Origin of the sequence: Paenibacillus amylolyticus, assembly GCF_001570725.1 — a bacterium.
GTDB lineage: Bacteria > Bacillota > Bacilli > Paenibacillales > Paenibacillaceae > Paenibacillus > Paenibacillus amylolyticus_A.
The window spans coordinates 3,238,231-3,252,149 of record NZ_BCNV01000001.1 but is presented as its reverse complement, the minus strand read 5'-3'; the positions used below and the strand labels follow the sequence as shown (position 1 = coordinate 3,252,149).

General features: G+C 48.8%; 11 protein-coding genes. 10 read left to right on the top strand and 1 reads right to left on the bottom strand.

Translation table 11 applies throughout. The annotated features are described in order from the left end of the window. The 4 genes from PAHA3_RS14400 (at window position 1) to PAHA3_RS14385 (ending at window position 4,873) form a co-directional block, all read left to right on the top strand. Window positions 1-1,401, top strand: coding sequence for a glycosyltransferase family 2 protein (locus PAHA3_RS14400; protein ID WP_175623795.1), 1,401 nt, complete (start codon window positions 1-3; stop codon window positions 1,399-1,401). 276 nt (window positions 1,402-1,677) lie between these two features. Next, on the top strand, window positions 1,678-2,481 hold the full coding sequence (locus tag PAHA3_RS14395; protein ID WP_036674925.1) for a response regulator transcription factor: 804 nt from the start codon (window positions 1,678-1,680) through the stop codon (window positions 2,479-2,481). Between the two features lie 92 nt (window positions 2,482-2,573). Continuing rightward, window positions 2,574-3,941 (top strand): nucleotide sugar dehydrogenase, encoded by a 1,368-nt coding sequence (locus PAHA3_RS14390; protein ID WP_062835338.1) that lies wholly within the window; start codon window positions 2,574-2,576, stop codon window positions 3,939-3,941. Window positions 3,942-3,949: 8 nt separating this feature from the next. Then, window positions 3,950-4,873 carry a hypothetical protein gene (locus tag PAHA3_RS14385; protein ID WP_062835337.1) on the top strand — a complete coding sequence of 308 codons (924 nt, stop codon included), beginning with the start codon at window positions 3,950-3,952 and terminating at the stop codon, window positions 4,871-4,873. 254 nt (window positions 4,874-5,127) lie between these two features. Here the strand turns inward: PAHA3_RS14385 and PAHA3_RS14380 are convergent, their stop codons facing one another. Continuing rightward, window positions 5,128-6,000, bottom strand: coding sequence for a helix-turn-helix transcriptional regulator (locus tag PAHA3_RS14380; RefSeq protein ID WP_062835336.1), 873 nt, complete (start codon window positions 5,998-6,000; stop codon window positions 5,128-5,130). A 730-nt stretch (window positions 6,001-6,730) separates the two neighbouring features. On the opposite strand from PAHA3_RS14380, the gene PAHA3_RS14375 reads away from it, so the two are divergent. The 6 genes from PAHA3_RS14375 (at window position 6,731) to PAHA3_RS14350 (ending at window position 13,800) form a co-directional block, all read left to right on the top strand. Further along, a complete protein-coding gene (locus PAHA3_RS14375; RefSeq protein ID WP_062836111.1) occupies window positions 6,731-7,915 on the top strand; it encodes an LLM class flavin-dependent oxidoreductase in 1,185 nt (394 codons plus the stop codon). Window positions 7,916-8,128: 213 nt separating this feature from the next. After that, the gene (locus tag PAHA3_RS14370; RefSeq protein ID WP_062835335.1) at window positions 8,129-9,403 is read left to right on the top strand and encodes an ABC transporter substrate-binding protein; all 1,275 of its coding nucleotides are present in this window, start codon (window positions 8,129-8,131) and stop codon (window positions 9,401-9,403) included. A 3-nt stretch (window positions 9,404-9,406) separates the two neighbouring features. Beyond that, the gene (locus tag PAHA3_RS14365) at window positions 9,407-10,279 is read left to right on the top strand and encodes a carbohydrate ABC transporter permease (protein WP_201028079.1); all 873 of its coding nucleotides are present in this window, start codon (window positions 9,407-9,409) and stop codon (window positions 10,277-10,279) included. 49 nt (window positions 10,280-10,328) lie between these two features. Continuing rightward, complete coding sequence (locus PAHA3_RS14360) at window positions 10,329-11,144, top strand: carbohydrate ABC transporter permease (protein WP_062835334.1); 816 nt, start codon at window positions 10,329-10,331, stop codon at window positions 11,142-11,144. Between the two features lie 113 nt (window positions 11,145-11,257). After that, window positions 11,258-12,475: an MFS transporter gene (locus PAHA3_RS14355; RefSeq protein ID WP_036614537.1), complete on the top strand. Its 1,218-nt coding sequence runs from the start codon at window positions 11,258-11,260 to the stop codon at window positions 12,473-12,475. A 278-nt stretch (window positions 12,476-12,753) separates the two neighbouring features. Beyond that, window positions 12,754-13,800, top strand: a complete 1,047-nt coding sequence (locus PAHA3_RS14350; RefSeq protein WP_235599444.1) for a cell wall hydrolase — start codon at window positions 12,754-12,756, stop codon at window positions 13,798-13,800. Window positions 13,801-13,919: the final 119 nt, after the last annotated feature.

The window sequence follows — 13,919 nt, the reverse complement described above, 5'->3', positions numbered from 1 at the left end:
ATGGTCGCAATCTACTATGTTGTTTTTGTAAATACGCTCTATTTTTCCATTCTGGCCTTATCGTTCCGCAACATCTGGACGATCTTCCGGCGGTCGCATTATTCCAAATACAATACATTGTCAGGCTCGGAACTGGTGCCTTCGGTATCTCTGCTGGTACCGGCGTACAACGAGGAACTGACGATTATTGAAAATGTGAACTGCCTGATGACGCTGAATTATCCAACGTATGAAGTCATTGTGGTGAATGATGGTTCCAGCGATGCCACGCTGAAGATCTTGTTGGAGGAATATCGGCTGAAGCCGGTACCCAATACGAAGATTCGGGGCAAGATCGCCTGTCAGAAAATTCGCGGGATTTACCATAATCCGGAGTTCCCGGATCTGTATGTCATTGACAAGGAAAACGGCGGAAAGGCCGATTCCCTCAATGCCGGGATCAACCTGTCTCATTATCCGCTGATCTCTTCCATTGATGCTGATTCGTTGCTGGAGAAGGATGCCTTGATCCGCATGGCACGCATGTATATGGAGAATCCGGAAGAGACAGTAGCCATCGGTGGAGATGTAAGGATCGCTAATGGCTGCAAAATTGAAAACGGGGCAGTGCAAGATGTGTCGCTGCCACGCAAAATCTGGCCCATGTTCCAGTCCATTGAATATCTCAAAGCCTTTCTGGGCGGACGGATTGGCTGGAGTCACATGAACGGTCTGATCATTGTCTCTGGTGCCTTCGGCATGTTCCGCAAGGACGCTGTTATCGCCGTGGGTGGATACCGGGATGGTTATCCTGGGGAAGACATGAACATTATCATCAAGCTCCACCGTTACATGCTGGAAAACAAATTGAAGTACCGTGTTGCCTTCTGTCCTGAGGCCGTATGCTGGACGCAGGCACCGGATTCCTACCGGATCTTGTCCAGTCAGCGCAAGCGCTGGGGCCGTGGGAACCTGAAGAACATGCTGGAGAATCGCGGCATGCTGTTCAATCCGAAATATAAGGTTATGGGTATGGTGACCATGCCATACAACGTTATTTTTGAAGCGCTGAACCCGTATTTCCGGATTACCGGACTTCTGGCTCTCGCCGGATATGTGCTTTTGGATATGACGCAGTGGCCGATTCTGGTTCTGTTCGGACTATTGAACTTCGTGAGTGGTTATCTGCTGAGTGTAGGCGCACTTGTCCTGGAGGAGATTGCTTTCAAACGGTATAACAAGCTCTCCGATCTGGTGAAAATGCTGGTCTACTCCGCGCTGAAATTCGTGGGTTACCATCAGCTGGGCGTACTGTGGAGATTGCAGGGACATGTGCAGTTCATGCAAAACAACAACTCATGGGGTACCATGACACGCCAAAGCTGGTCCGAGGATGAGAAGAAAACAAGCGAAGCCGCTTAAGTAAAGAATAATCAAAGCAATTATATGTCCAACTAGACATTTACACGATAACGGAGAGGGCAGAAAAAGCCTGAAGAAGCGAAGCGTGCACCTAAAAGCTTTCTGAAAGAAAGCTGCATCGAAAGCATACCTTTATCCCCGGATTTCCCCTTGTATAAAGGAATCAAAAAATCTGGGGATAACAGTGATCGAAAGGCTGTTCTGTCATCGGAGTGTCAGTGTAAATAATATTTTTTGGACTTATATAGATAATCGAGGAGAAGGGTGGAAAAGAACATGCCAAATACGGCGACATTGCAGCGTGAGGCTGCCGTTAATGTGTACCGAAGTGTAGAACAGGGATTGAAGGAAACGGGTGCCGAAACATGCGGCTTAATGTTCATCCATTGTGCAGGAAACTCTCAACCTGAGCAGCAGGTCAGGACACATCTGGAGCAGACGAGCGAGTCTGCTTTCCAAGTGTGGAAGGATGGGGCCACCCAAGCGATTGCCGTCCTTCTGCCAGGGTTATCACTGGATGAAGTTCATTATGAAGGACTTCGGATCAAGCATGAGCTGCAAGAAACCGTGCCCGGTGCCGATCCACAGATTACACTGGCCAGTTTCCCGGAAGGGGAGCGCCCTTCGAAGGCAACCATTCAGCATATGGCTGAATCCTCGAAGCTCGTAGATTCGTCGGAGATTCATATCTACACGCTGGACAATACGGCGGACGAGCCGGAACGAATTTTGATTGTGGATAACGATCCGACGGTACGCGAATTCCTGCAGCTGCGACTGAAAATGCAGGGCTACGAGACCTATGAAGCCGTGGATGGACTGGCTGCACTGGAGTTGATCGAGAAAGTCACACCGGACTTGGTGCTCACGGAGCTGAATCTGTATGGCATCGACGGTTTGCCGTTCATCCATCATATCCAGAACCTGGAGATGGAGCAGCCGCCCAAAATTGTCGTGTTGACCGAGCAACGTGTCGAGCAGACGATCAGTCAATGCTTCCGCAGCGGCGTGGATGATTACATGACCAAACCGTTCTCCCCTGTAGAGCTGGATGCCCGAATCAGACGCTGCCTGCATTAGAAGATAGATTAGAGCAATATTTAGAGCACAGACACTCATCTATTTATATGGATTTTAAGCACCATCAAAATACACTGCCCGGAGGGAATATCATGGAGAATCAACAATTCCACACATTACTGAATGCGATTGAAAATAAAGAAGCTGTACTCGGCGTCGTCGGGCTCGGTTACGTAGGACTTCCACTTGCCGTGGAAATGGTCAATCAAGGTTTCACGGTAATCGGAATTGATCTGGATGCGTCCAAAGTAGAAAGTATCTATCAAGGAGATTCCTATATTCACGATATTTCGTCCGATGAGTTGAAAAAAGTAATGCAAAGCGGTCGTTTCCAGCCAACGACAGATTACAGTATGCTGCGCGTGATCGACGCACTCAGTATCTGCGTACCGACACCGCTTAGTGAGAATCAGGACCCGGATACGTCTTACATCGAGACCGTTGTGGATCAGATCAAACTGCATATGAAACCAGGCATGCTGATTACGCTGGAGAGCACCACTTATCCAGGTACAACCGAAGAGCTGATCCAGGATGAGCTGGACAAAATTGGACATGAAGCAGGTAAAGACTATTTCCTCTGCTTCTCGCCTGAGCGTGTGGACCCGTCGAACGGACTTTTCACAACATTTAATACGCCGAAGGTGATCGGGGGCACAACTGAAGCCTGCCTGAAACTTGGAACAGCGTTATATAGCAAATATGTAGAAACGGTAGTACCGGTATCTTCGCCTAAAGTGGCTGAAATGTCCAAACTGCTGGAGAACACATTCCGCAGCGTGAACATTGCCTTTGTAAATGAAATGGCGATGATGTGCGACCGCATGGGAATCGATATCTGGGAAGTTATTGACGCGGCAGCGACGAAACCATTTGGTTTCATGCCATTCTATCCAGGCCCAGGCATCGGTGGACACTGCATTCCACTTGATCCGATGTACCTGTCATGGAAAGCCAAAGGCTTCCGTTTCTATAGCAAATTCATTGAGCTGGCGCAATCCACCAATGACAACATGCCATATTATGTGTTGAACAAAACGTCAACGATTCTGAACGAATACGCTAAATCCGTACGTAAATCCAATATTCTACTCCTTGGTATGTCGTACAAACCGAATATTGCCGACCTGCGTGAATCACCAGGACTGGAAGTATATGAACTGTTCAAGGAAAGTGGAGCTAACGTAAGCTACTACGACCCACATGCAGATTCCTTCCAGGACAAACATGGCGAGACCGTACACAGCGAAGTGTTCAATCTGGAGCAGTTCAAGAAGTACGATTGCATCGTGCTGATCACCAACCACAGCGATTTGCCTTACTTTGATATTGCCGAGATGGGTGTACCGATTCTGGATACACGTAATGCTTTCCGTTCGTACACACATCCGCATATCTACAAGATTGGTCACTCGGTGCAGCATCCTGTGCTTGAGCCAAGTGAAGCGTTGCTCGTCTGAGGAAATATATGAGGCAACGGGTCAAGCTGGTGGGTATGGCGAAATGGGCCATTCTGGCTGTGGTGTTGTGCCTGCTGCTCCTGTCCTGGATGTTTAAATGGTTCTCTACGGAGGAACACAAAGCGACCTGGCTGTGGGACGCGTCCATTATTGCAGAACAGACGCCTGAGATTATTGCTTTTTCCAAAGAACAGGGCGTAGATACCATCTTCCTTCAAATCCAGGATGAGGTGCCTGATGCAACATACCGCAAATTCATTGCGGCTGCAGGGCAGGCTGAGATTGAAGTGCATGGACTTAACGGTCATGCAGATTGGGCCTATGAGGAGAAGCGGGATGAAGGACTTGCTTTTATCGAGCGAGTACGAGCATACAATGCAGCTTCTGCCAAGAATGAACGCTTTCAGGGCATTCAACTGGATGTGGAGCCGTATCAGCTGAAGCGCTGGGAGAACGAGGAGAGCAGCGTCATTGCAGAGTGGCAGAACAACATGAAGGCCTGGACGAAAGCCGGCGAGGATGCCGGACTGTATATGAGCGCTGCCATTCCGTTCTGGCTTGATGCCCGTCAGTCGGCTGAAGGTGATGGTACATTCAGTCGCTGGGTGATCTCCCACTTTGATGCGGTGGCCATTATGGCTTATCGGGATAGTGGGCAGCAGATGTATGATCTGTCCAAGGAAGAACTGGACGAAGCAGATGATCTCGGCAAGAAAGTCTGGATCGGAGCGGAACTCGCGGATACCCACGAGGGGGATCACCTGACCTTTTTCCGTAAACCGGTTAGCAATATGAATGAAGAGATGGCGAAGGTGTTCGATCTGGGCTCCTCTCATTCTTCTTTTGCAGGTGTGGCTGTGCATCATTATGAAGCATGGTATGCGAAGGAGAATGGCATTCCGCTTGCACGTAAGGATGAGGAGAAGGAATAGCGTTACGTCAACGTAAAAAGTTCATGGTTTCAAGTACGTGCGTCAAGACTATAGTATAGAAAGAAGGCAAGTCCCGGGTTAAGGGGCTTGCCTTTTTTGTTGGTGGATTCAGTAATGGATTTTGCAAGGTATGATGTGCAGGATATGAAACTCAGAAGTCCATTTTTATTTGGTAGAGGCGACATTTTACACAACCGTACTAGGCGTGGTGCATGAGGCATGGAGTATAGGCTGGGGAGCGAAAGGTCGCTCCCTTATTCTTTCGTACTCTCCGCTGTACGATAGCGATTGGGCGGCAGCCCGACTTGCTTTTTAAACGCTTTGGAGAAGGAGAACAAGTCCGGATAACCTACGGAATGAGCCACTTCAGTTAAGCTTAGCGGCGTCTGCACGAGCAGACGTTTGGCCTGATTCATTTTCAATTGTTGGATATATTGCACAGGGGACAGACCATAGGCTTTGCGGAACTGTTTGGCAAAATGGGTTCGATCCACACCCGCATGAGAGGACACACCTTCCACAGAGATGCCGCCTGCAAAATGAATGTCAATGTATTCCTTGCCTTTCTGAAGCCAAGGCGTGGCTGAATCCGGTTGCAATCCTTTGGTTGCGGGAGAACGGGCAATCCGGTCAAAGAGGCTTAGAAACCGGGTGAGTCGTCCCAGATCGCTCGCTCCGTCCTGCGGTTTGCGAACATCCTCCATGAACGAGCGCATGGCGCTTGCAGTCTCCGGCGTCAGTACACCTGAACGATACGGTGAGTCGGGTGTAAGTCCAATTCGAAATAGCAGTTCGGCTGCATGTGCACCGTCAAAGGCAATAAATATTTTCTGCAACGTGTCTTTCGGGTCCGTCCAGTACTCATGGGTAACATGAGGAAACAGACAGAACGCATCCCTGGCTCGAAGGGCATGACGCTGTCCGTTCTGTATGAATGTACCTTCCCCCTCCAGCACAAACAGCAAATAATGATAAGGTGTGGTACGAGGGCCAATGTGATAGTTGGTCTTGGCTATATTGCGGCCAATACGAATCGGCCAGGCGCCACCAGCTTTCTCGAATTCAGATGGAGTAAAGAAAATAATATCCAAAAACTCATGGTGGTCCTCCTTCATGCTCTCGGTCATCAGGAACACCTCTTTATTGTATAAGTATCGTAGATACGATCTAAAAGTTTCGCTTACAGATGTAGTTCAAAAAGTCCACTTTTGATTACGAATCATGCCTAGTGGCATCATCAACATCGAAGCTGAAATTCAGCCGAAATAAGCGGGAGGCTTACGAAGTATGTTTCCTTTGGAAACATTGTGGTTGCTCACGTAGTTTTCCTACGCTCCGCTACTCCATTTCTAGCTTCATTCCATCTTCTCGGTACTGAAAACCAGACTTTTTGAACACGTATTTAAACCTATTATACAGGTGGGTTTTATATATATTCAAGATCAAGAAGACCTAAATCTGAGAAAAAACCACAAAATGACAAAATAAAATTGCCGCGAAATGACATTGATCACAGACAAATCAATTGATATGATGTCCATACCTATTAAACCAAGTTAATTAATCGGCATTTGGAGCTTTCATACGAATAAAATGATCAGAAATTAGGCGCACTTTAAAAATAAGTTTAAGAGATGCCAACGTAGTGGAGGGGACGAAATCGATTCTGAAGAAACGTAGTGTTCACCTTTATCTCCGGATTTTCCCTTTGAAAAGGGAATCAAAAAATCTGGAGATAACAGTGATCGTAAGAACGATTCGTAACCGGAACGTCAAGGAGGCGTAACGGTAACTTTTTTAACATGAGACTTTATTTATTCATAGAAGGGATTGACTTTTGTGAGCGAACAGGAAGAAATGAAGTTTGGATGGTTTTTGCCTACAGCAGGGGATGGTAAGTATGTAGGGGTTGCACCGGAGCGGGAGCCAAGTTTGGATTATCTGATCGATGTGGCACAGACGGCGGAGAAGGCAGGATTCGAATTTGTACTGATTCCGACAGGGGGAGCCTGTCTGGACGCGTGGGTGGTCGGCTCGGCTGTGATGAGTCACACGAAGACATTGCGTCCCCTTGTCGCTATTCGCCCGGGATTGGTTACACCGGTACTCGCTGCACGAATGGGAGCCGCACTGGATCAGCTCTCTGGTGGTCGCGCCATGATCAATGTGGTGACAGGCAGTTCTGTTCGAGATCTGGAGGAACTCGGCGATCCACTGGCACATGCGCATGATGAACGATATGTACGAGCGAGCGAGTATATGGAAGTCATGAAGCGGTCATGGACCCAATCGACGGGACTGAACCTGACGGAGTTTGCCGGAAGTGGTTCAAAATCTGGTGCAGATGCACCCAGTGATCCCAATCCTAAATTCAACGGTCAGTATTACAATTTCAAAGGACCAGTAGGCATGCCGGAGACGGTGCAAAATCCGCATCCACCTTTCTATCTGGGAGGAAGTTCACCAATTGCCAAAAAGGTCGCTGTTGAACATGCAGATACGTTCCTCATGTGGGGCGAGCCTCATGACTGGATTCAGGAGCAGATCGAAGAGATTGAGGTCATCCGTCAGCAGGTGAAAGAGGAAACCGGACAAGATCGTCAGCTCCGTTATGGCATGCGTGCACAAGTGCTCATTCGGGATACCGAGGAAGAAGCATGGGCAGCAGCTTGGGAGATTATTAGCAAAGTACCACCAGAAGCGATTGAGAAAGCCAAAGCCGCTTTTGCCGAAACGGATGCAACCAACCAACGCAGACAAAACGAGTTACGTGAACTGTCCGAGAAGCAGCAGTTTGTCGTAGGTCCCAACCTGTGGACAGGCTTGTCCGTTGTGCGTTCCGGCGGTGCGATCCTTATTGTAGGTACAGCAAAACAGGTCGCAGAACGTTTGATGGAATATGGAGATCTGGGCGTGACAACCTTCATTTTATCCGGTTACCCGCATCTGGAAGAGGCAGAAATCTTCGGACGGACCGTGATGCCCATCATTCGCGAGAAATGGAAAACAAGACAGAAGCAGCATTCCGTTACTACTAACTAAGTAAGTTAACCTTTTTTTACACTTTAACGGAGAGAGCAGAACCGATCTGAAGAAGCGAAGCGTTCGCCTTTATACCCGGATTTTAACCATTGAAAGAAATGATTCAAAGAAATCCGGGTATAACAGCGATCGGAAGATGGTACTGCACTCGGAGTGCCCCGTGTAAAAACTTTCGTGCAACTTACATTAATCATCCTCAGGAGGTCGTCTTTCATGAAAAAAAATAAAAAAATGATCCTGCCGCTCGTCAGTATGCTGGTGATGTCCATCCTGCTGTCGGCTTGCGGCGGCGGGGATAACGCGTCATCTGGAGAGAACGGCTCCTCGGGTTCAGGCAAGGTTACGATCAGCTTCATGCACTGGCGTGGAGAAGATGTAGAGGCACTCAACAAGACCATTGACGCATTTGAAAAAGAGAATCCGAACATCAACGTGGAGATGCAGACGCTGCCCTCCGATCAATACCAATCCACCGTTCAATCCAAAATCAGTGACGGTTCGGTAGGGGATGTATTTGCATCCTTCCCAGGTGCACAGTTCGAGGCTTTCACCAAAGCCGGATTGTTCACGGATCTGACCGGATCATCGTTCCTGTCGGCATACAATTCGAAGCTGATTGAATCAGGACAGCACGATGGCAAACAATATGCAATTCCGTACCAACTCGTATATAACGATCCAATCTATAATGTAAAACTGTTTGAACAATATGGCTTGACGCCGCCAACTGATTGGGAAGGCTTCCTGGCACTTTGCCAGAAGCTGAAAGACAATGGCATCATTCCAATTGCCTTTGCCGGAGCTGACATTGGCCCAGGGCAATTCATGAACACGATGGTGATGAACAATGCACCGAGTGACGACATTTTTACCAAAGTAGAAGCGGGCGAAGCCAAACTGACGGATGAGTTTTGGGTGAAAACGTTGACTCAAATCAAGGAACTGAACGATAAAGGTTACTTCCAGCAAGATGCACTGGGCACGAAGGACCCTGCGGCTGGCGCACTGTTTATTCAAGAAAAAGCAGCGATGCTGGCAAGTGGATCGTATCAATTAGCTCAGAACAAGCAGCAGAATCCGAACCTGGAGCAAAAACTGCTTGCACCGATTACAGTAAGTGCAGATCAAGCGAAGTATGAAGGGGTGCATACCACTACGTTCATGCTCGCGGTGAACAGCAAGTCGAAACATCCGGAAGAAGCGAAGAAGTTCATCGAATTCCTGAGTAATCCCGATGTAGCGAGTGACTATGCCAACCAAACGGGACAGAATGTAACGGTGAATGATGTGAAGTACGATACGCCTGAGCTTCAGGTAGCCGGAGAATGGGCGAGCAAAAAAACCGTGTTCCAGCCACGGTTCACCATTCTGAACGGAGATAATCAAAAAGCAGTAACCAACTCCATCCAGGCTGTACTGAGCGGCACTTCTCCAGAAGAAGCAGCACAGCAGGCGCAAGCGATCATTGATCAGCATATCGGGAAATAAACGATGAAAAACCGTCTTCAGCTATCCCTGTTTCTCATCCCCGGGTTGCTGCTGTACGTTGGATTGTTCGTATTTCCTACATTGACGGGGCTGTTCTACTCCTTTACGGATTGGGACGGGGTATCCCCGTCGTATGCATTTGTAGGGCTGGATAATTACAAGGACAGTCTCAGCAGCATCGTATTCCGCAAAGCCTTTGGCAACAACGTGGAGTTTATGTTAACGGTTGTTATTGCACAAACCTTTATTTCACTTGTCCTGGCCCTGCTCCTGGTACGCAATACCAAGACACGCATTGTGCTTCGGGCATTGTATTTCCTGCCTGCGATTCTGTCCTCCGTATCGGTCGGACTGATCTGGGCATTTATGTATGATCCATCCATTGGATTGATCAACTATGGACTGAATGAAGCTGGGATGAGCAGCATCGCTCGTAACTGGATTGGTGATCCGAAGATCGCCATCTATTCCATCGCTGCGGTACAGATCTGGGCGCATGCCGGGCAGATGATGATCGTATTCATCGCAGGTCTGCAAGGCATTCCGGCAGAACTGTATGAAGCGGCTCGTATGGACGGCGGCAGCAAATGGCAGGTATTCCGTACCGTGACCTGGCCACTGCTGGCACCTTCGGCAACGATTGTTGTGGCCTATACGACGATTCAGTCGTTCAAGGCATTTGACCTCATTTTTACCATGACGGACGGAGGCCCGAATTACGCAACTGAAATTTTGACCACATATATCTATCATACCGCCTTTGGCAGCTATTCATTTGGTCTGGCTTCTGCCGGTTCCATGATCTTCCTGGTGTTGCTCGCGCTCTTGACGCTGTTGCAGTTCAAGGCACTGCGTGCCGACCGGGTAAGCTATTAAGGTTGATGCTGGAGCATTCATCCTGCAATTGAGGCAGAAGGGAGTTCACATGTTTTTAAAATGGTTCAATCGCCTGATCTTATTGGTGTACGCGCTGCTGATTCTGGTGCCGCTGTACTTTGTATTTGTATCTTCGTTCAAAACAAGCAGCAACTTCTTCACCAGTCCATTCAGCTGGCCGGACCCGTTTACGTGGGATAACATCACTGGCATGTTCCGCAATCAGCCGATGTGGCAATATTTCGGGAACAGTCTGGTCGTGACGCTTGGTACGGTTGCGATTGAGTTATTGCTGAGTAGCATGATTGCTTACGCCATTGTCCGCTGGGGCGGTAGTGTAGGTAAAATCGTGTTTGCTCTGTTCGTAGCAGGTCTGATCGTTCCTTCCCAAGTGAGTATGCTGCCGATCTATTCTCTCACGCGTACACTCGGGTGGTCGGACAGTCTCACGGGACTGATTGTCGTATCCGCGGCGATGCTGATGCCAGTCTCAGTATTTATGCTGACAGGTTTCATGAGCATGCTCAATTCGGAGATTCTGGAAGCGGGCAGTATGGATGGAGCAAGCGAATGGAGGCTCTATACCCGGATTGCACTGCCACTCGCTGCACCTTCACTGGCGGCAACAGCTACGTTCCTGCTCGTCATGGTCTGGAATGACTTGCTTATTCCGATGCTGATGCTCAGCAGTAAGTCCAAGCTCACGTTACCGCTCGCGCTTATGCAGTTCCGGGGGGAATACGTGACGAACTATCCGATGATGCTTACGGGTGTGCTGGTAACGGCCATTCCGATGATCGTGCTGTTCCTTCTGCTCCAGCGTTACTTTGTTGCAGGTCTGACAGCGGGTTCACTCAAGGGGTAAGGTATCGGAGAAATCGGAAGGAAAAGCTTATTTTGCATTGATTTCTGGAGCATTCTGCATAATAATGATTTAGTGTCAGAATGACTACATAGAGATCAAGGGAGCTATAAGTGATGAGCAAACTGGAAGTATTGCGGAATCCCAAGCAGCGCAAGCTGCTGTTCAGTGCCGGCATGAGCTGGCTGTTTGATGCCATGGAAGTTGGTATGATCTCCTTTATCGTGGCTGCACTCGCCAAGGAATGGAGTCTCAGTCCCGGACAAGTCGGCGTGCTTACGAGTATTAACTCGATCGGTATGGCGCTCGGTGCTTTGCTTGCAGGTGCACTTGCGGACCGTTTTGGACGGAAGGCCATTCTGATGTGGACCTTGCTAATCTTTACGATTGCAAGCGGTCTATCAGCACTTGCGACCGGATTCGCCGTATTGTGTGCACTGCGTCTGGTTGCAGGTATCGGACTTGGCGGCGAGTTGCCCGTGGCATCTACACTGGTATCGGAGTCGATGCCTACAGCGGAACGTGGACGTGCCGTTGTATTATTGGAAAGTTTCTGGGCAGGGGGCTGGATTGTATCAGCACTCATTGCGAACTTTGTTATCCCGGAGTACGGATGGAGAATTGCTTTTGCCATTGGTGCACTTCCGGCGTTCTATGCACTGTATCTGCGTCGTGCCATTCAGGACCCGCCGCGGTACAAGAATCATACCAAGCTTCATAAAATCACGTTCCGCGAGAAAGTGGCTACCGTCTGGTCAGCACCACATCGCCGTACAACGTTGATGCTCTGGATTTTGTGGTTTACCGTCATTTTCTCTTATTATGGAATGTTCCTGTGGCTGCCTTCGGTTGTGATGGCAAAGGGATTTACGTTGGTTAAAAGCTTCCAATACGTGCTGATCATGACGATCGCACAGTTGCCAGGTTACTTCACCGCGGCGTACTTCATTGAACGTTACGGTCGCAAGTTCGTATTGGTTGTGTATCTCACCTTGACTGCATTCAGTGCGATTGCGTTTGGACTGGCAACAACGGAAGCGACAATCCTGACCGCAGGGATCTGTCTTTCCTTCTTCAATCTGGGAGCCTGGGGTGGTCTGTACGCCTACAGCCCGGAATTGTATCCAACTTCCGTTCGTTCGACAGGTGTTGGTCTAGCTACATCGGTTGGCCGGATTGGTGGCGTACTTGCTCCATTAATGGTCGGTATGCTGGTTCAGCGCGAAGTGGCGATCAGCCTGATTTTCACGATTTTCTTCGTGACGATCCTCATTGGCGCGGCAGCTGTACTGTTCTGGGGCCGGGAAACGAAGGGTCAGGAACTTGCTGAGTAATTGTCAATAAATACAACGCAACTTTTGTACGGGTCTGCCTGCCTACGGAAATAACGGGTTGGACAAGCGGTATAAGGTTGATACAAGAAGGGGCATGACCATGGTGTGACCATGGGCTCATGCCTCTTTTTGCTATGTTCAGCGTCGGTTTTCCACTGCGTCATCGGTCCGATAGACTTCATTTTTTCTATATCCTATAATGACACTCGGGATGTAGAGCCGTGAGGATTTAGGGGAAAGAAGTGGGATCTGGATTCAGAAAAGTGGAGGTTAATAGCATGATGAAAAAGTATAACCAGATGATACAAATGAATGAAAAGACTCACGCAAATAGCATAGATGGAAGCCATAATGCGGTGATTGACATGGTGCGTGCACATAAGAATAACGGCATATATGTAACGTACCGCGATAAGAACAGTAATGCACTGAGTGAGATAAACGGAATGTATGATGTGTATGTTGTGGATGAAAGTAAACCCATGCAAGCGATGGAGGTCAACAATAATATGAATAACATGAGAATTACGAAAAATATGGAGTACACGGGGAGCGAGGATGCACTGATTAGAGCTGGTAGTCTGAATGAAGGATCTGATGTGCGGGCGATTGCTGACACTACGGAACCTATCACCGTCAGTCGGAAAGTCACTCATGGGAAGGGGAGAACGGCTGGCAAAAGAGCAGGGCGGGTCAGCTTGCTTCTCGGTGCCTGCGCATTGACTCTGGGATTGACTGTGGCAGTTCCCTCTGCGGGAGCACAAAAGCTGGAACAGGGCGTTCGCAGCGAGCATGTGCTGCAATTGCAGGAGCAATTAAGCGATTTGGGCTACTTCGATGCTGGAATGACTGGATATTACGGTACCATCACCAAAGGTGCTGTCCGCAAGTTCCAGCAGGCGCAGGGACTGAGTGCAGACGGTGTTGCAGGTCCAGCAACACTGAACAGACTGAACAAAAAGGCCAAAGCCGAAGGCGAGACGTTACGCCAGTTGGCGAAGCTGATCCACGGTGAAGCGCGCGGAGAATCTTTTGAAGGGCAAGTCGCTGTAGGAGCGGTTGTCATGAATCGTGTACATTCGAATGCGTTCCCGTCGTCTATTTCGAAGGTTATTTTCCAGAAAGGGCAATTCACGGCTATAGACGATGGGCAGTTTAATACCAAGCCAACCCAGACCTCTTACAGGGCTGCTCGCAAGGCATTGAATGGGGCTGATCCGACGAATGGAGCGCTGTATTATTACAATCCGAAGATTGCCACTTCGGTGTGGAGTAAGAGCAGGCCAACGCTGCTGACTATTGGGCAGCATGATTTTACGAGATGAGTATAAGTAGAGATATGTAGTGTAACATTTGAAATGATAATGATGAACCTCGGCTGTACGCTGCTGAATGCAGACGTGCTACCGGGGTTTGTTTTATATTTTGGTTATGCAGACGAGGA

What these genes read in the sequence shown, in the direction of transcription:
- PAHA3_RS14400 (WP_175623795.1), top strand. Translation starts at nt 1, where the DNA reads ATGGTCGCAATCTACTATGTTGTTTTTGTAAATACGCTCTATTTTTCC.
- PAHA3_RS14395 (WP_036674925.1), top strand. Translation starts at nt 1,678, where the DNA reads ATGCCAAATACGGCGACATTGCAGCGTGAGGCTGCCGTTAATGTGTAC.
- PAHA3_RS14390 (WP_062835338.1), top strand. Translation starts at nt 2,574, where the DNA reads ATGGAGAATCAACAATTCCACACATTACTGAATGCGATTGAAAATAAA.
- PAHA3_RS14385 (WP_062835337.1), top strand. Translation starts at nt 3,950, where the DNA reads ATGAGGCAACGGGTCAAGCTGGTGGGTATGGCGAAATGGGCCATTCTG.
- PAHA3_RS14380 (WP_062835336.1), bottom strand. Translation starts at nt 6,000, where the DNA reads ATGACCGAGAGCATGAAGGAGGACCACCATGAGTTTTTGGATATTATT.
- PAHA3_RS14375 (WP_062836111.1), top strand. Translation starts at nt 6,731, where the DNA reads ATGAAGTTTGGATGGTTTTTGCCTACAGCAGGGGATGGTAAGTATGTA.
- PAHA3_RS14370 (WP_062835335.1), top strand. Translation starts at nt 8,129, where the DNA reads ATGAAAAAAAATAAAAAAATGATCCTGCCGCTCGTCAGTATGCTGGTG.
- PAHA3_RS14365 (WP_201028079.1), top strand. Translation starts at nt 9,407, where the DNA reads ATGAAAAACCGTCTTCAGCTATCCCTGTTTCTCATCCCCGGGTTGCTG.
- PAHA3_RS14360 (WP_062835334.1), top strand. Translation starts at nt 10,329, where the DNA reads ATGTTTTTAAAATGGTTCAATCGCCTGATCTTATTGGTGTACGCGCTG.
- PAHA3_RS14355 (WP_036614537.1), top strand. Translation starts at nt 11,258, where the DNA reads ATGAGCAAACTGGAAGTATTGCGGAATCCCAAGCAGCGCAAGCTGCTG.
- PAHA3_RS14350 (WP_235599444.1), top strand. Translation starts at nt 12,754, where the DNA reads ATGATGAAAAAGTATAACCAGATGATACAAATGAATGAAAAGACTCAC.